Source organism: Enterobacter sp. 50588862, assembly GCF_001462935.1.
In the GTDB taxonomy this organism is placed as follows: Bacteria; Pseudomonadota; Gammaproteobacteria; order Enterobacterales; family Enterobacteriaceae; genus Enterobacter; species Enterobacter bugandensis.
Genome location: NZ_LNHM01000036.1, coordinates 221,726 through 243,425, shown reverse-complemented (window position 1 = coordinate 243,425; position 21,700 = coordinate 221,726). Strand labels below are relative to the sequence as shown.

Annotated in this window: 21 protein-coding genes; 9 read left to right on the top strand and 12 right to left on the bottom strand. The window is 55.7% G+C overall.

Going from position 1 to position 21,700, the window contains the following annotated elements; translation table 11 throughout:
* Window positions 1-66 precede the first annotated feature (66 nt).
* Window positions 67-1,464, top strand: coding sequence for a glycoside-pentoside-hexuronide (GPH):cation symporter (locus APT89_RS19350; RefSeq protein WP_060573319.1), 1,398 nt, complete (start codon window positions 67-69; stop codon window positions 1,462-1,464).
* 10 nt (window positions 1,465-1,474) lie between these two features.
* Window positions 1,475-2,425 (top strand): glycoside hydrolase family 43 protein, encoded by a 951-nt coding sequence (locus APT89_RS19345; protein ID WP_060573317.1) that lies wholly within the window; start codon window positions 1,475-1,477, stop codon window positions 2,423-2,425.
* A gap of 18 nt (window positions 2,426-2,443) precedes the next feature.
* Here APT89_RS19345 and ampE read toward each other — a convergent pair whose 3' ends face one another.
* Window positions 2,444-3,298: a beta-lactamase regulator AmpE gene (gene ampE / locus APT89_RS19340; RefSeq protein ID WP_041911235.1), complete on the bottom strand. Its 855-nt coding sequence runs from the start codon at window positions 3,296-3,298 to the stop codon at window positions 2,444-2,446.
* A gap of 9 nt (window positions 3,299-3,307) precedes the next feature.
* Entirely contained in the window at window positions 3,308-3,859 is a 552-nt protein-coding gene (ampD, locus tag APT89_RS19335; protein ID WP_041911236.1) for a 1,6-anhydro-N-acetylmuramyl-L-alanine amidase AmpD, read from the bottom strand.
* An 87-nt stretch (window positions 3,860-3,946) separates the two neighbouring features.
* Here ampD and nadC point away from each other — a divergent pair, with 87 nt between their 5' ends.
* The 4 genes from nadC to hofC all read left to right on the top strand — a co-directional run bounded on the left by nadC (window position 3,947) and on the right by hofC (window position 8,019).
* Window positions 3,947-4,840: a carboxylating nicotinate-nucleotide diphosphorylase gene (nadC, locus tag APT89_RS19330; protein WP_041911237.1), complete on the top strand. Its 894-nt coding sequence runs from the start codon at window positions 3,947-3,949 to the stop codon at window positions 4,838-4,840.
* A 174-nt stretch (window positions 4,841-5,014) separates the two neighbouring features.
* Window positions 5,015-5,452 carry a prepilin peptidase-dependent pilin gene (gene ppdD, locus APT89_RS19325; RefSeq protein WP_045259464.1) on the top strand — a complete coding sequence of 146 codons (438 nt, stop codon included), beginning with the start codon at window positions 5,015-5,017 and terminating at the stop codon, window positions 5,450-5,452.
* A gap of 10 nt (window positions 5,453-5,462) precedes the next feature.
* A complete protein-coding gene (gspE, locus tag APT89_RS19320) occupies window positions 5,463-6,845 on the top strand; it encodes a type II secretion system protein GspE (RefSeq protein WP_041911239.1) in 1,383 nt (460 codons plus the stop codon).
* Window positions 6,835-8,019: a protein transport protein HofC gene (hofC, locus tag APT89_RS19315; RefSeq protein ID WP_041911240.1), complete on the top strand. Its 1,185-nt coding sequence runs from the start codon at window positions 6,835-6,837 to the stop codon at window positions 8,017-8,019. The genes gspE and hofC overlap by 11 nt, the downstream gene beginning before the upstream one ends.
* Window positions 8,020-8,060: 41 nt before the next feature.
* Here the strand turns inward: hofC and APT89_RS19310 are convergent, their stop codons facing one another.
* Window positions 8,061-9,104 (bottom strand): GMP reductase, encoded by a 1,044-nt coding sequence (locus APT89_RS19310; RefSeq protein WP_028015519.1) that lies wholly within the window; start codon window positions 9,102-9,104, stop codon window positions 8,061-8,063.
* Window positions 9,105-9,332: 228 nt separating this feature from the next.
* Between APT89_RS19310 and coaE the strand changes: the two genes are divergently transcribed.
* From coaE to yacG, 3 genes are read left to right on the top strand one after another with little or no spacing between them, the layout of a single operon-like run.
* A complete protein-coding gene (coaE, locus tag APT89_RS19305; protein ID WP_028015518.1) occupies window positions 9,333-9,953 on the top strand; it encodes a dephospho-CoA kinase in 621 nt (206 codons plus the stop codon).
* Window positions 9,953-10,696, top strand: a complete 744-nt coding sequence (gene zapD / locus APT89_RS19300) for a cell division protein ZapD (protein WP_028015517.1) — start codon at window positions 9,953-9,955, stop codon at window positions 10,694-10,696. Before coaE ends, zapD begins: the two co-directional genes overlap by 1 nt.
* A 9-nt stretch (window positions 10,697-10,705) precedes the next feature.
* A complete protein-coding gene (gene yacG, locus APT89_RS19295; protein ID WP_028015516.1) occupies window positions 10,706-10,900 on the top strand; it encodes a DNA gyrase inhibitor YacG in 195 nt (64 codons plus the stop codon).
* A gap of 34 nt (window positions 10,901-10,934) precedes the next feature.
* Here yacG and mutT read toward each other — a convergent pair whose 3' ends face one another.
* The 9 genes from mutT to murC form a co-directional block, all read right to left on the bottom strand.
* On the bottom strand, window positions 10,935-11,327 hold the full coding sequence (mutT, locus tag APT89_RS19290; protein ID WP_047363465.1) for an 8-oxo-dGTP diphosphatase MutT: 393 nt from the start codon (window positions 11,325-11,327) through the stop codon (window positions 10,935-10,937).
* A 57-nt stretch (window positions 11,328-11,384) separates the two neighbouring features.
* Window positions 11,385-14,090, bottom strand: coding sequence for a preprotein translocase subunit SecA (gene secA / locus APT89_RS19285; protein WP_047363463.1), 2,706 nt, complete (start codon window positions 14,088-14,090; stop codon window positions 11,385-11,387).
* A gap of 58 nt (window positions 14,091-14,148) precedes the next feature.
* Window positions 14,149-14,652, bottom strand: a complete 504-nt coding sequence (secM, locus tag APT89_RS19280; RefSeq protein ID WP_041912065.1) for a secA translation cis-regulator SecM — start codon at window positions 14,650-14,652, stop codon at window positions 14,149-14,151.
* A 280-nt stretch (window positions 14,653-14,932) separates the two neighbouring features.
* The gene (gene lpxC / locus APT89_RS19275; RefSeq protein WP_006810110.1) at window positions 14,933-15,850 is read right to left on the bottom strand and encodes a UDP-3-O-acyl-N-acetylglucosamine deacetylase; all 918 of its coding nucleotides are present in this window, start codon (window positions 15,848-15,850) and stop codon (window positions 14,933-14,935) included.
* 101 nt (window positions 15,851-15,951) lie between these two features.
* The gene (gene ftsZ, locus APT89_RS19270) at window positions 15,952-17,103 is read right to left on the bottom strand and encodes a cell division protein FtsZ (protein ID WP_008501978.1); all 1,152 of its coding nucleotides are present in this window, start codon (window positions 17,101-17,103) and stop codon (window positions 15,952-15,954) included.
* Between the two features lie 63 nt (window positions 17,104-17,166).
* A complete protein-coding gene (ftsA, locus tag APT89_RS19265) occupies window positions 17,167-18,423 on the bottom strand; it encodes a cell division protein FtsA (protein WP_006173845.1) in 1,257 nt (418 codons plus the stop codon).
* Complete coding sequence (gene ftsQ, locus APT89_RS19260; protein WP_047363461.1) at window positions 18,420-19,262, bottom strand: cell division protein FtsQ; 843 nt, start codon at window positions 19,260-19,262, stop codon at window positions 18,420-18,422. Before ftsQ ends, ftsA begins: the two co-directional genes overlap by 4 nt.
* A gap of 1 nt (window position 19,263) precedes the next feature.
* Window positions 19,264-20,184 carry a D-alanine--D-alanine ligase gene (locus tag APT89_RS19255; protein ID WP_041911244.1) on the bottom strand — a complete coding sequence of 307 codons (921 nt, stop codon included), beginning with the start codon at window positions 20,182-20,184 and terminating at the stop codon, window positions 19,264-19,266.
* Window positions 20,177-21,652 (bottom strand): UDP-N-acetylmuramate--L-alanine ligase, encoded by a 1,476-nt coding sequence (gene murC / locus APT89_RS19250; RefSeq protein ID WP_047363459.1) that lies wholly within the window; start codon window positions 21,650-21,652, stop codon window positions 20,177-20,179. The genes APT89_RS19255 and murC overlap by 8 nt, the downstream gene beginning before the upstream one ends.
* Between the last annotated feature and the right edge of the window lie 48 nt (window positions 21,653-21,700).

Below are 21,700 nucleotides of genomic sequence, written 5' to 3'. Positions count from 1 at the left end.
ACTGCAACGCATATATTCCTTTGCCAGCGAATAATTCTCCCCATACCGTAAACCGGAGAGCTGTCGATGGATAACAACAAACTGTCAGTAAAAGAAAAGATCGGCTATGGGATGGGCGACGCGGGATGCAACATCATCTTCGGCGCCGTCATGCTGTTTGTTAACTATTTCTATACGGATATTTTTGGCCTGGCGCCTGCGCTGGTCGGCGTGCTGCTGCTGTCTGTCCGCGTGATTGACGCCGTAACGGACCCGATCATGGGGGCGATTGCCGACCGTACCCGCAGTAAATATGGCCGGTTTCGTCCATGGCTGCTGTGGATTGCGTTCCCCTACGCGCTGTTCAGCATTCTGATGTTCACCACCCCGGAGTGGAGCTATAACAGCAAAGTTATCTATGCGTTTGTCACCTACTTCCTGCTCTCGTTAACCTATACGGCCATCAACATCCCTTACTGCTCGTTAGGTGGAGTGATCACCAACGATCCAAAAGAGCGCGTGGCCTGCCAGTCGTATCGCTTCGTGCTGGTCGGCATCGCCACGCTGCTGCTCTCCTTAACGCTGCTGCCGATGGCCGACTGGTTTGGCGGGGATAACAAAGCCAAAGGCTACCAGATGGCGATGACCGTCCTGGCGCTGATTGGTACCTGTATGTTCCTGTTCTGCTTCGCCACCGTGCGCGAGCGCGTGCGTCCGGCAGTGCAAACCAACGACGAACTGAAAAACGACCTGAAAGACGTGTGGAAAAACGATCAGTGGGTGCGCATTCTGCTGCTGACGCTGTGCAACGTCTGCCCGGGCTTTATCCGCATGGCGGCGACCATGTATTACGTCACCTGGGTGATGGGCCAGAGCACACACTTCGCCACGCTGTTTATCAGCCTGGGCGTTGTCGGCATGATGCTTGGCAGCGTGCTGGCGAAAGTGCTGACCGACCGCTGGTGTAAGCTGAAGGTCTTCTTCTGGACCAATATCGTGCTGGCGGCATTCTCCTGCGCCTTCTATTTCTTCGACCCGAAAGCCACCGTTACCATCGTGGTGCTCTATTTCCTGCTTAATATCCTGCACCAGATCCCGTCTCCGCTGCACTGGTCGCTGATGGCCGACGTGGACGACTACGGCGAATGGAAAACCGGGAAGCGCATCACCGGGATCAGCTTCTCGGGTAACATCTTCTTCCTGAAACTGGGCCTGGCGATTGCGGGGGCGATGGTCGGCTTCCTGCTCTCCTGGTACGGTTATGACGCGGGCGCAAAAGCGCAAAGCGCGGACGCCATCAACGGGATCGTGCTGCTCTTTACCGTCATTCCGGGCATTGGATACTTAATTACCGCTGGGGTGGTACGTCTGCTGAAGGTGGACCGCGAAACCATGAAGCAGATCCAGGCCGATCTGGAAAAGCGTCGCACCAACTACCGCGAACTGAACGACTATCAGGAACTCAAAGCCGCTGAGACTAAATAAGGAAAGCCGCATGCATAACTGGCCAAACCCGTTTATCGAACAACGTGCCGACCCGTACATTTTACGCCATGAGGGACAGTACTATTTTATTGCCTCCGTGCCTCAGTACGACAGGCTGGCGATCCGCCGCGCGGACTCGCTGGAAGGCTTACGTCATGCCGAAGAAGTGGTGGTCTGGCGTAAACCCGACGTTGGAGCAATGAGTCAGCTGATTTGGGCACCGGAACTGCACCACATTGATGGAAAGTGGTACATCTATTTTGCCGCGGCGCACACCCAGGCGCTCGACGCACTCGGGATGTTCCAGCACCGCATGTTTGCGATTGAGTGTGCGGACCGCGATCCGCTCAGCGGTACCTGGATCGAGAAAGGGCAAATCAACACCCCGTTCGACACCTTCGCCCTGGACGCCACCACCTTTGTTCATCAGGGCAAACGCTGGTACCTGTGGGCGCAAAAAGCCCCGGATATTTCCGGCAACTCTAACCTCTATCTGTGTGAAATGGAGAACCCGTGGACGCTGAAAGGCGAGCCGGTGATGCTCAGCAAGCCAGAATACGACTGGGAATGCCGTGGTTTCTGGGTCAACGAAGGTCCGGCGGTGCTGGTTCACAGCGATAAGCTGTTTATCAGCTACTCCGCCAGCGCCACCGATGAGAACTACTGCATGGGGTTACTGTGGATAGACCTGAACGCCGATCCGCAAAACCCGGCAAACTGGCACAAATCCCCTCGCCCGGTTTTCGTCACCAGCTACGAGAACCGCCAGTACGGGCCTGGCCACAACAGCTTTACGCAAACGCCGGAAGGGGAAGATGTATTGGTGTACCACGCAAGAAATTACACCGAAATTGAAGGCGATCCGCTTTACGATCCGAACCGTCATACTCGCCTGAAGCTTGTCCGCTGGGACGAAAACGGGATGCCTGATTTCGGCATCCCGCCTGCGGATACGTTATAGCGTCTGCGGCGCGCTGGGTTACACCAGCGTGCCGTAAATCGTCAGCAGCGCCACAATCACCACCACCACAAACGAGGTTTTCTTCGCCATGGAGACGGCGGCTTTTGGCGTTTCGATCTTGTCGGTATGCGGTTCGCGCGCCAGCGAGAACTGCGCCAGGCGCGTCAACACCTGGTACTGGGACGTATGGCGGTCCCCAAGAGAAGCGAACCATGCGGGCAGCGCTTTTTCACCGTGGCCAATTAAGGCGTACACCACGCCCACCAGACGCACCGGGAGCCAGTCGAGCACGTGCAGGATGGCATCAATGCCGGACAGCAAACGCTCATGCGGCGTCAGATAACGGGCAAGCCAGGTCTGCCAGGCGCGCAGGAACGAATAGCCCATCAGCAGTACCGGCCCCCACGGGCCGCCCACCACAAACCAGAACAGCGGAGCAAGGTAGTAGCGGAAGTTAATCCACAGCAGCGCGTTTTGCAGCTCGCGCAGGAACTCGCGCTCGTCGCAGTCCGGCGGCACGCCGTGGATCATCGTCAGCTCGCTCGCCATCGCGCCGCGCGCGTGGGCATCGTCACGGGAGGCGGCTTTCAGGTAGGCGTGATAGTGCAAACGCACCTTGCCCGCACCAATGCACAGCACGCCGAGCAGGATCCACACCACCAGCAGCGGCACGTTGAAAAAGAGTCCGTACAGCGAGCGCAGCAGCAGGAAGGTAATCAGCATGACGCCCGCCATCATCAGCAGCGTGCGCAGCATGGAAAAGTGCTTGATGCGGCGGAATAACACCTCCAGCCGGTGATCCAGTTGCCAGTGCTCGCCGAGCTTGAACAGGCGTTCAGCGATGATAACCAGCAGCATGGTAAACAACGTCATGGTATCTCCTTATTCTGACGATGCGGCAAGCATGGCGCGAAACCGCGACCAGTCAAATGCCGGGCCGGGATCGGTTTTTCTCGCCGGAGCGATATCGCTGTGCCCGGTAATATTGTCGGCGATTGCCGGGTAGAGTCCGATAAGCGTGTGGGTAATAGCAACCAGCTGCTGATACTGGGCATCGGTGTAGGGGGTACTGTCCGTGCCTTCCAGCTCGATCCCAATCGAGAAATCGTTGCACCGTTCGCGCCCGTGATACATCGATACCCCGGCATGCCAGGCGCGCTTATCAAAAGGAACATACTGAACCACCTCACCATCACGGCGAATCAGGCAGTGAGCCGACACGCGCAGATGCGCAATCTCAGCGAAGAAGGGATGAGCATTGGGATCTATCGTTCCCGTGAATAACGCATCGATCCACGGGCCGCCAAACTCACCCGGCGGGAGGCTAATATTATGAACCACCAGCAGTGTGGGCTTTTCATCCTCCGGGCGGCAGTCGTGGTGCGGCGAGGGCACATGCCGCGCATCCACCAGCCATCCGTTTTCTAACAACATGCTGGAACTCCTTCTGTATGGTGCAATGACTCGGTTCAGAGTAGCATGTTTCAATATTATGATTCGTTACCAATTTGGAGTTTTATCATGCCGCCTCGCCGCTACAACCCCGACCACCGACGTGAAGCGCTTCTGGAACGTATTAATATGGATATTCCGGCAAGCGTCGCCCATGCGTTGAAAGAAGACCTGGGGGGTGACGTTAACGCCGATAAAGATATTACCGCACAATTGTTGCCAAAAGAGACACGCTCGCACGCGGTCATTATCACCCGTGAGGAGGGCGTTTTCTGCGGCAAGCGTTGGGTTGAAGAGGTCTTTACTCAGCTGGCGGGTGACGATGTACAGGTGACATGGCACGTTGATGATGGTGATGCAGTGACCGCCAATCAGCCGCTGTTCGAGCTGGACGGTCCTTCCCGCGTATTACTGACCGGCGAGCGTACCGCGCTCAATTTTGTCCAAACGCTCTCTGGCGTCGCCAGTGAAGTGCGCCGCTACGTTGACCTGCTGGCCGGCACCCGTACCCAGCTGCTTGATACCCGCAAAACGCTGCCGGGCCTGCGCACGGCGCTGAAGTACGCGGTGCTCTGCGGCGGCGGCGCAAACCATCGTCTGGGCTTATCCGATGCTTTCCTGATTAAAGAGAACCACATTATTGCTTCTGGCTCCGTGCGTCAGGCGGTGGAAAAGGCCTTCTGGCTGCATCCGGATGTGCCGGTTGAGGTGGAAGTTGAAAGCCTGGAAGAGCTGGAGCAGGCGATCAAGGCCGGGGCCGATATCATCATGCTCGATAACTTCGAGACGGAGCAGATGCGCGAGGCGGTGAAACTGACCAACGGCCGGGCCCAGCTTGAAGTGTCCGGAAACGTCAATTTCGAGACGATCCGTGAGTTCGCCGAAACCGGCGTGGATTACATCTCCGTTGGCGCGCTGACCAAGCACGTTCGCGCCCTCGATCTCTCAATGCGCTTCAAATAACGCACGCTCCCCTCTCTGCCCGGAGAGGGGGATTTCAGCCTCGCTCGCAAATCCATTGTCCTTCTCTGCAACACGGAATGAATTCTCTGAAGCTCCTTTCTCGTTCTCTTTTTTGCCCCTCGTTTCTGCCCTGTCCCGCTGACAAACTAGCGCCACTTTGCATAAGGAGCAGATATGGACAGACAACAAGGATTCACACTCATTGAGCTGATGGTGGTCATTGGCATCATTGCGATTCTGAGCGCCATCGGCGTTCCCGCCTATCAGAACTACCTGCGTAAAGCAGCTCTCACCGATATGCTGCAAACTTTCGTTCCCTATCGCACTGCCATTGAGCTTTGCGCGCTCGATCGCGGCGGCGTGGAAAGCTGCGATGCCGGCAGTAACGGTATTCCCTCTCCTGCCACGACGCGTTACGTTTCAGGAATGAGCGTGGCGAAAGGGATCGTGACCTTAACAGGCCAGGAGAGCCTGAACGGGCTGACGGTAACCATGACGCCGCAGTGGAGCAACGGCAACGGTATGACGGGCTGGACGCGTGACTGCAATATCAGTGCTGACAGCGCGCTTAAGCAGGCCTGCGAAGACGTCTTCCGCTTCGACACTAACTAAGGAGCGGATAATGAACACCGATCAACTCGTGGCGCTTTGTCTTCGCCACCATGCCCTGCTGCTCACCAGCGACAGCGACATGATTAGCATCGCCGTCGTGGGAACCCCCGCGCCTGAACTGATGGAGGCCCTGCGCTTCGCGACCCAGAAGCGGATTGATATCGAATGCTGGAGCGCTGAACGCATGGAAAAGCACCGGCAGTTAACCGCGCAATCGCATCTGCCCGTCGTTTCGCAACCCCACTCCGCGGTGGACATCCTCAACCATACGCTGCAGCAGGCAGTAAACCAGCGCGCGTCTGACATCCATATCGAACCAATGGAGCACGCGTGCCAGATCCGCTTACGTATCGACGGGGTACTTTATCCGCAGCCTCCCCTTTCCGCCGCGCTGGCGACGATGCTCAGCGCCCGGTTAAAAGTGCTGGGTAATCTGGATATTGCGGAACGGCGCTTACCTCAGGACGGTCAGTTTACGATTGAGCTGACAAACGAGCCGGTCTCGTTTCGTATCGCCACGCTTCCCTGCAACGGCGGTGAGAAAATTGTGCTGCGTTTGCTACATCAGGTTCAGCAGGCGCTGGAACCGAACGCGCTTGGCATGAGTGCTAAACAGCTGGCCTGTTTTAATGAGGTACTCCACCAGCCTCAGGGGCTAATTCTGGTCACCGGCCCGACGGGCAGCGGCAAAACCGTAACGCTCTACAGCGCGCTGCAGGCGCGTAACACCCCTGACGTCAACATCTGCAGCGTGGAGGATCCCATCGAGATCCCGCTTGCGGGGTTAAATCAGACGCAGGTTAATCCCCGCGCGGGCTTAACATTCCAGAACGTACTGAGAGCGCTGCTCCGTCAGGATCCAGACATCATTATGGTCGGGGAAATTCGCGATGGTGAAACGGCAGAAATTGCCATTAAAGCCGCGCAGACCGGGCATCTTGTATTGTCGACGCTGCACACCAACTCGACGACGGAAACCCTCATTCGTCTGGAGCAGATGGGCGTGGCGCGCTGGATGATCTCTTCCGCGCTCTCGATGGTAATTGCCCAGCGGCTGGTTCGGCGCCTTTGCCCGCACTGCCGACAGAAAACAGGGGAGCATACGGACCTGCCGCGCTCGATTTGGCCGCGGCAACTTCCTCGCTGGCAGCCTGCAGGCTGCGATCGTTGTTATCATGGTTTTTACGGGCGAGTGGCTATTTTTGAAGTACTTGCGATCGATAATCCCCTGCGCCAGGCTATTGCCAGCGGGGCAGGCACCGAGGTGATTGAAGCCAGCGCCCGACAGGCTGGACTCATCTCGCTGTTTGAACACGGCTGCATGGCCGTTGAACAAGGGATGACCACGCTTGAAGAGTTAGTGCGTGTTCTGGGTATGCCCGATGGCTGCTAATCAACTCTGGCGCTGGCGAGCAATCTCCGCTGAAGGAGAACCCCGAAACGGGGTTCTCTGGGCCACCGACCGCAACGCAGCCTTCACCAGGCTGATGCGTAACGACCTCCATCCTCTGGCCCTGACCCGATGCGCTCAAAGGCACCGCTGGCGTCCACATCACTGCTACGAGATGTTTCGTCAGCTCGCAACGCTCCTGCAGGCCGGGCTGACGCTCGCGCATAGTCTGCAAATGCTGGCAGACCAACATCCAGTAGAACCGTGGCGGGGGCTACTGCAAAACGTTGCCGATGAACTCAGTGAAGGCTGTCCTTTTTCTGAGGCGCTCAAACGGTGGCCAGCAGTCTTTAGCCCACTGCATATCTCAATGGTGAAAACCGGAGAGCTAACGGGGAAGCTTGAAGCGTGCTGCCGAGAGCTTGCAGAGCAGCAAAAAGCGCAGCAGCAGCTCAGCGCGAAGGTGAAAAAAGCGCTGCGCTACCCGGCGATCGTCCTGACGCTGGCCGTGCTCGTCGTGCTGGCAATGGTCACCCTGGTTTTGCCCGAATTTGCCGCGATCTACAAAACCTTTAATACCCCGCTTCCGGCGCTGACGCGAATTGTTATGGGGATAGCCGCGTTTATGCAGTCATATGCCCTTGCGCTGTTCGCGATGCTGCTTGTTCCCGTAACCGCAGCCTGGCCTCTGCGACACCATCCTCGCTGGCAGCGTATTCTGCTGAGTTTTCCCGTAATGGGCGCGCTGGCGAAAGGGCAAAAACTGGGGCAGATCTTCACCGTACTGTCGCTCACGCAGCAGGCGGGCATTGCATTCTTACAGGGGCTTGAAAGTGCAGAAGAGACTGTTGAAAGCCGGTACTGGCAGGGAATACTCCGCAGCATACGCGAGAACATTGAAAAAGGTCTCCCCGTCTGGTCATCTTTTCAGAAGGCGGCAATGTTTACCCCGCTCTGTATTCAGCTTTTACGAACCGGTGAGATGTCAGGTTCGCTGGACGTCATGCTGGCAAACCTTGCTCGCCATCACACGGAACAGACCTTTCAACGGGCAGACAACCTGGCGGCGCTTCTGGAGCCACTGCTCCTGGTTGTTACGGGGGTTATCATCGGCACGCTGGTGGTGGCAATGTATCTGCCGATTTTCCATCTGGGTGATGCGATGAGCGCGGGGTAGTGCAGCAGCGCTGGCGCACAAGCATGCGCCAGCGAAAGCCATTACAGGCTATTGAAAACGCGGTTTTCCTGCTCCTGAACGCGAATAAACGTTGTGCGTTTCGTCAGCTCTTTCAGGCGGGATGCACCCACGTAGGTACAGGCTGAGCGCAGGCCGCCCAGGATGTCGCGCGCGGTGTTTTCAACCGGGCCGCGCAGAGGCAGCTTCACGGTTTTGCCTTCTGCCGCACGGTATTTAGCCACGCCACCGACGTGGCGGGTCATCGCGGATTCAGAACTCATACCGTAAAACAGCATGAATTTCTCGCCGTTCTCTTCCACCACGGTGCCGCCGCTCTCTTCGTGGCCTGCCAGCATACCGCCGAGCATCACGAAGTCCGCGCCGCCGCCAAAGGCCTTTGCGACATCGCCCGGCATGGTGCAACCGCCGTCGCTGATGATCTGGCCGCCCAGACCGTGCGCCGCGTCGGCACATTCAATGACCGCGGAAAGCTGCGGATAACCAACTCCGGTCTTCACGCGCGTGGTGCATACGGAGCCCGGGCCAATGCCCACTTTCACAATGTCGGCACCGGAAAGGATCAGCTCTTCACACATTTCACCGGTCACCACGTTACCCGCGATGATGGTTTTGGTCGGCCAGGCTTCGCGCGCCTTGCTGACGAACTGCACGAAGTGCTCGGAGTAACCGTTCGCCACATCAATACAAACGAAGCTAAGCGCCGGGTTGGCATTCAGGATCTGTTTGGTTTTCTCGAAATCGGCATCGGAAGTACCGGTGGAAACCATCACGTGCTTCACCACGTCAGCAGAGGCGGACGCAACAAACGCATTCCACTCTTCAGGAGTGTAGTGCTTGTGGACTGCAGTAAGAATATCGAACTGAGCCAGCGCCGTTGCCATCTCAAAGGTACCGACTGTATCCATGTTGGCAGCAATGATTGGCACGCCAGACCACGTCTGACCGGAGTGTTTAAAGGTGAATTGACGTTCGAGTTCAACGTCTGAGCGACTTTTCAGTGTAGAGCGTTTAGGGCGGATAAGAACGTCTTTGAAACCTAACTTCAGATCTTCTTCGATACGCATGTGCGGATTCCTGGGGTTAGAGGCAAATATGTTAAAAGCACAACTCCAGTGACGCTATCATACGCACTAATACCTGCTCCGCAAGACTGCGAAATTCTCTTTTTTTACGCTACAATCCTATAAATTTACCTGGTAAAAAGCCGGTAAAGAGAATCAAACAATTACTGTCGCACGTTTGTTTTTTAAGCAACTGATTTCCATAATGAATAATTCCCAGGATTTGATTTAATGGGGTATATCGTCGCAGTAACCGGCGGCATCGGTAGTGGCAAAAGTACCGTTGCGGACGCGTTTTCTCGTCTCGGCATCGCGATTATTGATGCTGATATTATTGCCCGTCAGGTGGTAGAGCCCAATACACCCGCGCTAAAGGCCATCGCCGACCATTTCGGCCAGGCAATCATCAATGCCGATGGCACACTGAACCGCCGTCAGCTTCGCGAATATATTTTTTCCGATTCTGCGGAAAAAGCCTGGCTTAATGCCCTGCTCCACCCCATTATCCACCAGGAAACTCAGCGTCAGATAGCCGCAGCCCGCTCGCCCTATGTCCTGTGGGTGGTTCCGCTCCTGGTAGAAAATCAGCTGCATAAAAAAGCCAATCGGGTATTGGTGATTGATGTCACACCCGAGACGCAAATCCAGCGAACCATGACGCGCGACCACGTCTCGCGTGAACATGCTGAACAAATTCTTGCCGCTCAGGCCACTCGCGCTCAGCGCCTTGCCGTTGCGGATGATGTTATTGATAATAACGGCGCACCAGATGCCATTGCATCGGATGTTGCCCGCCTGCACGAGCAGTATCTAACCTTCGCCGCGCAGGCCGTTGCACAGGAAAAACCATAATGTCGACTCACATCCTTTTTGAGCACCCGCTTAATGAAAAAATGCGTACCTGGCTGCGCATTGAATTTCTCATCCAACAGCTTTCACAACATCTGCCTGTTAACGATCATGCCACGGCGTTGCACTTCTTTCGCAACGTAGGCGATCTGCTGGATGTGATTGAACGTGGCGATGTCCGCACGGAGCTGTTGAAAGAGCTGGAGCGCCAGCAGCGTAAATTACAGGCCTGGGCCGAAGTACCGGGCGTGGATCAAAGTCGAATTGACGCCTTACGCCAGCAGTTGAAAAATAGCAGCACGACGCTGATGGCCGCGCCGCGCGTTGGGCAATATTTACGAGAAGACCGTTTGATAGCGCTGGTGCGCCAGCGCCTGAGCATACCGGGCGGTTGCTGTAGCTTTGATCTGCCAACGCTGCATATGTGGCTGCATATGCCGCAGGAACAGCGCGATCGCCAGGTAAACAGCTGGCTGGGTAGCCTGGAGCCGATGAATCAGACGCTATCGCTGATCCTCGATCTTGTGCGTAACTCTGCCCCGTTCCGCAAGCAAACCAGTCTCAACGGTTTTTATCAGGACAACGGCGACGACGCCGATCTTCTGCGTCTAAATTTGTCTCTTGGCGAGCAGCTTTATCCGCAAATTTCCGGGCATAAAAGCCGTTTCGCGATCCGCTTTATGCCGCTGGACAGTGAAAATGGCACCGTGCCGGAACGCCTCGATTTTGAACTGGCCTGTTGTTAAGGAGTGCCAATGTCTGACGTCACCACCGTAAACTGCCCAACCTGTGGGAAAACTGTCGTCTGGGGAGAAGTGAGTCCGTTTCGCCCGTTCTGCTGCAAGCGCTGTCAGCTCATTGATCTGGGCGAATGGGCGGCGGAAGAGAAACGAATTCCGAGCGAAGGCGACCTCTCGGATAGCGATGACTGGAGCGAAAGCCAGCAGTAACGTTCAAAGCCTGCTGGCGATTCGTTCGGCAGGCCTACATGTTTGTCGCTAAGCGGCGGATCACAGGCTCATTGGCTGGCGGGAATTTGTCGGCATCACTGACCTGGAGTTCAACCCAGTTACCCGGCTGTCCCTCTTTTCCCCAGGGCTCACCTTCCCAGCTTTCCACCAGCCAGAACCACAGCGTGATGTGCCTGTCGGGAAACTGATACTCCAGCTTATCGAACAGCGTGGCGCCAAGCGGGATAATCCCCACCTCTTCCTGCAGCTCACGCACCAGCGCCTCTTCCGGGGTTTCTCCTGATTCGATTTTCCCGCCAGGAAACTCCCACTTGTTCGCCATATGGGCGTCAGCAGCGCGCTGGGTGATGAAGATTTGGTTTTGCGGGTTGCGAATAATCCCGACGGCAATTTGCAGTATTTTCATAGCGTCACTTCCATAAAAAAGGCGCAGATATCTGCGCCTTTTCAGTTAGTTATGTTCTTAGCTCAGGCGGCCGTGGCACGCCTTGTATTTTTTACCGGAACCACACGGACACGGATCGTTACGACCGACTTTACGATCGCCGGTCTGCGCGGCGATCGCTGCTGCGGCTTCGCTTTCGTCAGTCTGGTGGCTCAGCTGCTGCATCTGCGCCAGACGCTCAGCTTCTTCACGGCGCTGCTGCTCCATCGCTTCCACTTCTTCCGGCATGCGCACCTGAACCTTGCTCAGGGTGCTGATCACTTCGTACTTCAGTGACTCCAGCATAGAGGCAAACATGGAGAAGGATTCACGCTTGTACTCCTGCTTCGGATCTTTCTGCGCATAGCCGCGCAGGTGGATACCCTGACGCAGGTAGTCCATCGCCGCCAGGTGCTCTTTCCACAGGGAGTCCAGCGTTTGCAGCATCACCCCTTTCTCGAAGTGACGCATCATCTCAGCGCCAACCACTTCTTCCTTACGCTTATAAACCTCCAGCGCGGTTTCAAAGATACGTTCGCGCAGGGTCTCTTCATGCAGCTCAGGCTCTTTGTCCAGCCACTCTTTGATTGGCAGATCGAGATCGAAGTCGTTTTTCAGACGTTCCTGCAGGCCTTCAACGTCCCACATCTCTTCCAGAGACTGCGGTGGAATATGCGCGTCGATGGTGGATTTGAACACATCTTCGCGGATGCTGTTGATGGTTTCGCTCACGTCGGACACGTCCAGCAGTTCGTTACGCTGGGTGTAGATCGCGCGACGCTGATCGTTGGCCACGTCATCATATTCCAGCAGCTGCTTACGAATATCGAAGTTGCGGCTTTCAACTTTACGCTGGGCGTTAGCGATCGCTTTAGTCACCCATGGGTGCTCAATGGCTTCACCAGGCTTCATGCCCAGCTTACGCATCATGCCGGACACGCGGTCGGAGGCGAAAATACGCATCAGCGCATCTTCCATAGACAGGTAGAAGCGGGAAGAACCGGCATCACCCTGACGGCCCGCACGGCCGCGCAGCTGGTTGTCGATACGACGAGATTCGTGACGCTCGGTACCGATGATGTGCAGACCACCGGATGCCAGCACCGCGTCGTGACGCACCTGCCAGTCGGCTTTGATCTGCTCGATCTGCTCTGGCGTTGGGTTTTCCAGCTCAGCGACTTCAGCCTGCCAGCTACCGCCGAGCATAATATCGGTACCACGACCTGCCATGTTGGTGGCGATGGTCACGGCTGCCGGATAGCCCGCCTGAGCAACAATGTCCGCTTCTTTAGCGTGGAACTTGGCGTTCAGAACGTTGTGCTTGATGCCTGCTTTGGTCAGCTCATTGGAAACCACCTCGGATTTCTCGATGGAGATGGTCCCCACCAGAACCGGCTGACCATTGGCAGTACGGTCGCGAATATCTTCGATGATCGCCTGAATTTTTTCCGCTTCGGTCATGTACACCAGGTCCGGCATATCCTTACGGATCATCGGACGGTTGGTTGGCACCACCACGGTATCCAGCTTGTAGATGGAGCTGAATTCAAACGCTTCGGTATCTGCGGTACCGGTCATCCCCGCCAGTTTCTCATACAGACGGAAGTAGTTCTGGAAGGTGATTGAGGCCAGCGTCTGGTTTTCGTTTTGAATGTCCACGCCTTCTTTCGCTTCCACCGCCTGGTGCAGGCCATCGGACCAGCGACGACCCTGCATGGTACGGCCGGTGTGTTCATCGACAATGATGACTTCACCGTCTTTCACTATGTAGTCAACGTCGCGGGTGAACAGCGCGTGGGCGCGCAGCGCGGCGGTCACGTGGTGCATCAGCATGATGTTGCTCGGAGAGTACAGAGACTCACCTTCTTCCATAATGCCTTCAGCCACCAGCAGCTCTTCGATTTTCACCAGACCGCGTTCGGTCAGGTTCACCTGGCGCGCTTTTTCATCCACGGAGAAGTGGCCTTCACCCTGGAAGGTATCGGAGTCTTCTTTCTCCTGACGCAGCAGGTGTGGAATGATTTTGTCGACTTTACGGTACATGTCAGAGCTGTCTTCGGCCGGGCCGGAGATGATCAGCGGGGTACGCGCTTCATCGATCAGAATGGAGTCAACCTCATCCACCAGCGCATAGTGCAGCTTACGCTGGACGCGCTCTTCCGGGCTGAACGCCATGTTGTCGCGCAGGTAGTCGAAGCCGTATTCGTTGTTGGTGCCGTAGGTGATGTCCGCGTTGTAGGCTTCGCGCTTGGCGGGTGCCGGCAGTCCGGACATGTTGATGCCGACGGTCATGCCGAGGAATTCGAACAGCGGACGGTTGTTTTCGGCATCACGCTGGGCCAGATAGTCGTTGACGGTAACGACGTGAACGCCCTTACCGGTCAGTGCATTCAGGTAAGCCGGCAGCGTTGCGGTCAGGGTTTTACCTTCACCGGTACGCATTTCCGCGATGCAGCGTTCGTTAAGCACCATACCGCCCAGCAATTGAACGTCGAAGTGACGCATGCCGAACACACGTTTACTCGCTTCACGCACAACGGCGAAAGCTTCCGGGATCAGGCTTTCTAAGGTTTCACCTTTTTCCAGACGCGCACGGAATTCCGCGGTTTTCGCTTTCAGCTCATCATCAGAGAGCTTCTCCATCGCCGGTTCCATACCGTTGATGACGGCAACAGCTTTGCGCATACGGCGCAGGGTACGATCGTTACGACTACCAAAAACTTTGGTTAATAATTTGATTAGCATAATAAATTCTCAAACGCCCCAGACGGGCAGATAAATTAAGGTATTGAAAAAGGTTAATTTAGCTGAGGCGTTGAGGCCCGGCACGGATGCCGTGAACCTGGCTAATCCATGTCGAAACGGAGAATGATACAGGAGGAACAAACGAGGTTTGCGCCGTCTGACTCACGGTCACGGGCGGCTGGTTATCCTGCGTCAGAAGCGCATTAAGCGTATCGAGCAGGGCAAGATGCTGAGCCTGAACCGGCAGCGACTCTTCAGCAACAGGCATCGTCTGCGGCGCCATCGCGAACGACAGATGACGAATAACCGTGCGGATGGCGTGCTGCTGCCAGTAATCAACGGAGAAATTAGGACGACGGCTGGCTTCAAGCCACGCGAGATTAGTAAAGTTAACCCGCGTCGAGAGATCGTGTTTAGTTGTCGTGGAACGTGCTGGCGTCGCCGCTTCCGCACTGTTGCTGAGCGCAGGCAAGCCGAAACTCGCCGCGACCATCCCTAATAAGAGATGCGGCCAGAAGTAACGTCTGCCAAATTGTCGCCAGCGCGTCAGTATTCCGCTCACTTGCTCCACCACAATCGCCCGCCAGTGCAGGCTGAGTTCAGTTATTCTTTTTTAGCGCCCAGATATTACCACTAAAGCCAATACGCAGCAGCAGGAATGACACCTTGCAGCAGGTAAAAACGGTCAATAATGCAGCGAACACACCGTTATTCGGCACCCGACAATGGCCAGGGAGTAGAGGGGCAAATCAAAGAAGGGCAGAAATAAAAACGACTGGCTTCCCTGGTCGGAGAGAGTACCAGGTGAACCAGTCGCTTTTCTTACGAAACGGCGTTAACCGTTACGCCAGGACCATAGTCGGTGCTTTGAACGCCAGCGGCAGTTCCGCTTCGTCTTCAAAGGTCACATATTCCCAGGCTTCCTGTTTTGCCAGGACGGCCTGCAACAATTTGTTGTTCAGTGCATGACCGGATTTGAACGCGGTAAATGCACCAATGATGTTGTGACCACACATGAACAGGTCGCCGATCGCATCCAGCATTTTGTGACGAACGAATTCATCTTCAAAACGCAGGCCGTCTTCGTTCAGTACGCGATAATCGTCAACAACGATGGCACAATCGAAGCTGCCGCCCAGGCACAGGCCGCGGGACTGCAGATATTCGATATCACGCATGAAGCCAAACGTACGAGCGCGGCTGATCTGGCGCATAAACGCATCAGCAGAGAAGTTCATCGCGTAGCGCTGAGTGCTGGAGTCAATCGCCGGATGGTTAAAGTCGATGGTAAAGTCCAGCGAGAAACCATTGTACGGTTTGAATTCAGCCCACTTGTCGCCATCTTCGACGCGAACGGTCTCTTTGATGCGAACAAATTTCTTCGCACAGTTCAGCTCTTCGATGCCGGCATCCAGCAACAGATAAACGAACGGCGCAGCACTACCATCCATAATCGGGATTTCTGGCGCATCGACTTCAACAATAATGTTGTCGATACCCAGCCCCGCCAGGGCGGCGTTCAGGTGCTCTACGGTAGAAATCCGCACGTCATGCTCGTTCACCAGACAAGTACAGAGCATTGTATCACGCACAGATTTGGCATCGGCCGGAAAATCTACCGGTGGATTCAAGTCGGTGCGACGATAGATGACCCCGGTATTGGCCGGCGCAGGGCGTAACGTCAGTGTGACTTTCTTGCCGGTATGTAAACCGACACCCGTCGCCTGAACGATACGTTTAAGTGTCCTTTGTTTGATCATCGTATAATCTCGCCAAATTAACTATCCAACCGAGAGTGTATATCACTAACGGTGGGCCAGTTTAGCACAAAGAGCGCAAATCCCCAAATTCCAGCCAATTCTTAGTCAGCTTGCTTACGCAGGAACGCCGGGATGTCCAGATAATCTGGCTCTTTTGCCGTTTGCGGCGTTGGGTCGTTCACCACTTTCGCGGCCGGTTTTTGCTCCTGAGTCAGAGGAGACATACCGTGCTGCTGGTAACGATCCATTACCGGTTGCTGAGTCTGCTTGTTGGTCACGAGGGTGATCTCAGGACGCTTGTCCATACCGATACCGGTCGCAACAACGGTAACACGCAGCTCGTCGTTCATTTCCGGGTCAAGGGAAGTACCAATTACCACGGTCGCGTTGTCAGAGGCGAACGCGCGGATGGTATTACCGACGGTTTCGAACTCATCCAGACGCAGGTCAAAGCCAGCGGTAATGTTGACCAGCACGCCGCGCGCACCGGACAGATCGATATCTTCCAGCAGTGGAGAAGAGATAGCCATTTCAGCCGCTTCTTCCGCACGGTCTTCGCCGCTCGCCACGCCAGAGCCCATCATCGCGTAGCCCATTTCGGACATCACGGTGCGAACGTCTGCAAAGTCAACGTTCATCAGGCCAGGACGGGTAATCAGTTCTGCGATACCCTGGACAGCGCCTTTCAGCACGTCGTTTGCTGCGCCGAAGGCGTCAAGCAGGGAGATACCACGACCCAGAACTTTCAGCAGTTTGTCGTTCGGGATGGTGATCAGCGAGTCCACATGCTTGGACAGCTCGGTGATACCCTGTTCCGCGAAGGCCATACGCTTTTTGCCTTCGAAGTTGAAAGGCTTGGTCACGACAGCAACGGTCAGGATACCTAAATCTTTAGCTACTTCAGCGACAACAGGTGCTGCACCGGTACCGGTACCGCCGCCCATGCCTGCTGCGATGAAGACCATGTCCGCACCTTCCAGTGCAGCACGCAGGGCTTCACGATCTTCTTCAGCCGCGTTGCGACCGACTTCCGGGTTAGCCCCAGCGCCCAGCCCTTTGGTGATGCCACCGCCGATCTGGATAGTCTGGCCAACTGCCGTTTTACGCAGTGCCTGCGCATCGGTGTTAACTGCGAAGAATTCAACACCTTCAATGCGTTCACGCACCATATGCTCTACGGCGTTACCGCCGCCGCCACCGACGCCGATGACTTTAATCACCGCGTCGTTGGTCAGTTCCATAGGTTCAAACATAATTTCTCTCTCCGTTGTGCCTGTCGCCCGAGACCGCTAATTCTCTCCGGTCTCTTTAAAAAATTAAAACTCTTTTCGCAGCCAGTTGTTCAGTCGTTTGACCCACGACCCCACTGAGACGCGTTTTTCCACTTCTGCTTCACCACTGAGATGAGATTCCTTCCCGTAGTGGAGCAGGCCCACAGCCGTTGAATAGTACGGCTCCTGAGCATAATCCGTTAAACCGGTAATATTCAGCGGCGCACCAATACGCACCTGCGTATGGAACACGCGCTGAGCGCAGGCCGCAAGACCTTCAATTTGCGCTGCACCGCCGGTTAATACAATCCCCGCCGCAAGATGATGCTTAACACCCTGCTGACGAAGCTGTTCCTGAAGCTGTAAAATCTCTTCGTTGACCAGGTTGAGCAGCTCGGTATAGCGCGGCTCAATTACCTCTGCCAACGTCTGGCGCTGCAGGCTACGCGGCGGACGGCCGCCCACGCTCGGCACCTCAACGCTCTCATCTTTACCAACGATAGACCCCAGCGCACAGCCGTGGCGTACTTTAATCGCTTCTGCATCGCTCGGTGGCGTACCAAAAGCGTAAGCAATATCGCTGGTCACAACGTTCCCTGCGTAAGGGATCACTTTGGTGTGGCGCAGCGCACCGCCGGTATACACGGCCATGTCCATTGTACCACCACCGATATCCACCACACAGACACCCAGTTCACGTTCGTCTTCGGTCAGCACGGAATAACTTGCCGCCAGACCGGCGAAAATAAGTTGGTCAACTTTCAGGCCACAACGTTCAACGGCTTTTACGATGTTCTTCGCCATATCGTTGTGACATGTGATCAGGTGCACTTTTGCCTGCATACGCACGCCAGACAGACCAACCGGGTTCTTGATCCCTTCCTGATAGTCAATCGCATATTCCTGCGGGATCACGTGCAGCACGCGATGCTCATCGCGAACGCGCACGGACTTCGCCGTATGCACAACGTTTTCAACGTCTTCCTGCGTCACTTCTTCTTCAGAAATCGGCACCATACCGATTTCGTTCTGGCAGCTAATGTGCTTGCCAGAAAGGGCCAGATAGACAGAAGAAATCTGGCAATCTGCCATTAATTCAGCCTGGTCGATGGCGCGCTGTACGCATTTCACCACCGACTCAAGGTCGTTTACCCCACCTTTATCCATACCACGGGACGGGCAACTGCCCACGCCAATGATATTGACCATACCGTCGGGCAGAACTTCCCCTACTAAAGCGGCAACCTTCGCGGTGCCAATCTCCAGTCCAACTACCAGTTTTCTGTCCGTCGCCTTGATCATTGTTGTTCTGCCTGTACCTGTGCCTGATTCTGTTGCTGATTAGGTTCCTCGACCGGAGCCGGCTCCCAACCGACTGCTGCGCCTGAGTCATAGCGCAAATCAACGTAGCTTATCCGTTTGCCGTCCGCCTGCGCCTGCTGTTGTAAAACCGGGTAAAGTTCTACAAAACGCGCAAGACGTTTCATTGTGTCGCCGCGTCCCAGGTTGAGCTTAATGCCGTTCGTCAAAGTCAGCTGCCAGGAGCGGCGCGCCGTCATCGCAGCATCTTTTAACGTAAACCTGTCCTTCGCCAGCACCTGCCCCATTTCACGAAAACCCTGCAATACTTCGTTTTCGCTGCCTTCAGGGCCATACAACATCGGTAAATTTTGCTTGTTGACACGATCGCTCGGGACGCTGAAGGAATTTCCATCTACGTCAACCATGTGCTGATCATTCCAACGCGCAATGGGCACATATTCAACCAGATGAATCTTCAATTCATCAGGCCATTGTTTTCTGACACTCGCCTGTTTTATCCAGGGCAGACGTTCAATCTGGCTCTGGATAATATTGACGTCCTGCGTCATAAAGGTGCCGGGCGCTCCCAGCGCCAGAATAGACTGGCGAATATCATCGTTACGCGTGTAGTGACGCTCGCCGGTCACCACCAGCTTTGACAGCGGCAACCGCTGTGCGTCTTCCATCCAGCCCAGCACCATCCAGCCGCTGATAAACACGGTGCACAGCACCCCGAGCAGGAAAATTATCCCTGCAAGACGCGTTCCATTACTCCGGCGTGAAGAAGTGTATTCTTCTTCGTCATCGCGGTTGCGCGTGTTCAATGCAGCCTGAGACATATCAGCCCGCCTGGTCCAGAATACGTACGACTAACTGCGAGAAGCTCATTCCCGCCTGACGCGCCGCCATCGGCACAAGGCTGTGGCTGGTCATTCCCGGTGACGTATTGGCTTCCAGCAGATAAAACTGCCCGTCATTGTCCTGCATCACATCAATGCGCCCCCAGCCGCTGCAGCCCAAAACATTCCAGGCTTTAAGCACCAGGGACTGTAATTCGGCTTCGCGCTCTGCTTCAAGACCACAAGGGCAGAAATATTGCGTCTCATCAGAGAGATACTTCGCCTCATAATCATAGAAGACTCCGGCGGGTTGGATGCGAATTGACGGTAAAATTTCTTCTCCAAGCATCGCGACGGTAAATTCCGGCCCGCTGAGCCATTTTTCAATCAGAACTTCTTCATCGTGTTGAAATGCCAGCGCTAAAGCAGATGTTAAATCTTCAGCTTTATCGACCTTTGACATCCCGACGCTCGACCCTTCCCTGCTCGGCTTTACAATAACCGGTAAGCCCAGTGCCGCAATGCGTGTATTAACGCTGTCCGACAGGCCCAATTCAAATTCGCCGCGCGTCAGCGCCACCCACGGCGCAACGGGTAAACCCGCTCCCTGCCAGAGTAACTTACTGCGCAGTTTATCCATAGAGATGGCGGATGCCATCACGCCGCTGCCGGTGTAAGGCAGGCCGATCAGCTCCAGAAGCCCTTGCAGGGTTCCGTCTTCACCGCCACGACCATGTAACGCGATAAAGACCTTATCGAAGCCCATCGCTTTTAATTGCGTCACGTCGACCTCTTTTGGATCGACAATATGTGCGTTTACGCCGCCTTCACGCAGGCCCGCCAGCACGGCAGCGCCGGAATTCAGAGAAACCTCGCGCTCGGCGGAGTTGCCGCCAGAGAGGACTGCAATCTTATCAGCCATGATGCTCATCCTCCTGGGTTTGCGGCTTCAGTTTGATTTCAGCTAAGGTACGGGCGATCTTGCCGATATTTCCCGCACCCTGAATCAGGATGAGATCGTTACCGGTCAGGACCGGTGCCAGAATTTCCGCCACCTGTGCCGGGTCAGAAACCAGAATAGGGTCAACTTTACCGCGCCCGCGGATGGTACGACACAGGGAACGGCTGTCTGCGCCTGGAATTGGCGTTTCGCCGGCGGCGTAAACATCCAGCATCAGCAGGGTATCTACCTGTGACAGCACGCTGGCGAAATCGTCATACAGATCGCGGGTACGCGTGAAGCGGTGCGGCTGGAAAATCATCACCAGATTCTTCTCCGGCCAGCCCGCGCGTGCGGCTTTGATGGTCGCGTCCACTTCCGTCGGATGGTGACCGTAGTCGTCCACCAGCATCGCGGTACCTGGCTTACCATTCACCGCTTCCAGCGGGAACTCGCCGAGGAAGTCGAAGCGACGCCCCGTCCCCTGGAAGCTTTCCAGCGCGCGCAGGATCGCCTCGTCATCAATACCTTCTTCCGTCGCAACAGCCACTGCCGCTGCGGCGTTAAGTGCGTTATGGCGCCCTGGCGCATTCAGCGTGACGTGCAGCAGCTCTTTGTCCTGACGCGCCAGAGTGAAATGCCCCTGCGCACCAATCTGTTTGTACTCTTCCACGCGGACGTCAGCGTCTTCGCTGAAGCCGTAGGTGGTGATTTGACGACCTACACGCGGCAGCAGCTCGCGGATCACCGGGTCGTCCACGCACATCACCGCGCGGCCATAAAACGGCAGGTTGTGCAGGAAGTTGATGAAGGTCTGCTTTAAGTTTTCGAAGTCGCCCTGGTAGGTATCCATATGGTCGGCTTCGATATTAGTGACAATCGCCACCATCGGCTGCAGGTGCAGGAACGACGCGTCGCTCTCATCCGCTTCCGCAATCAGATAACGGCTGTGGCCCAGACGCGCATGGACGCCTGCGGCTTTCACCAGACCGCCATTGACAAACGTCGGATCGAGACCCGCTTCCGCATAAATGCTGGAAACCATCGCCGTGGTCGTGGTTTTACCGTGGGTACCGGCAATCGCAATGCCGTGACGGAACCGCATCAGTTCCGCCAGCATTTCTGCGCGGCGTATCACCGGAATGCGCGCTTCGTGCGCGGCAACAATTTCCGGATTGTCAGAGGAGATGGCGCTCGATACCACCACCACGCTTGCATCGCGCACGTTTTCCGGGCGATGGTTGAAATAGATAGTCGCCCCAAGCGACGCCAGCTGCTGCGTGACAGGGTTTGGCGCCAGGTCAGACCCGCTGATCTGATAGCCTTCGTTAGCTAACACTTCGGCAATACCGCCCATGCCGGCACCACCGATGCCAACAAAGTGAATGTGCCGGACGCGACGCATCTCGGGCACGATTGAACGCAGTTTTGCCAGTTGTTGTGTATTCATTCTCTAAACGCCATCGACTACTTAAAATTCGTGCAGCGCAACACGCGC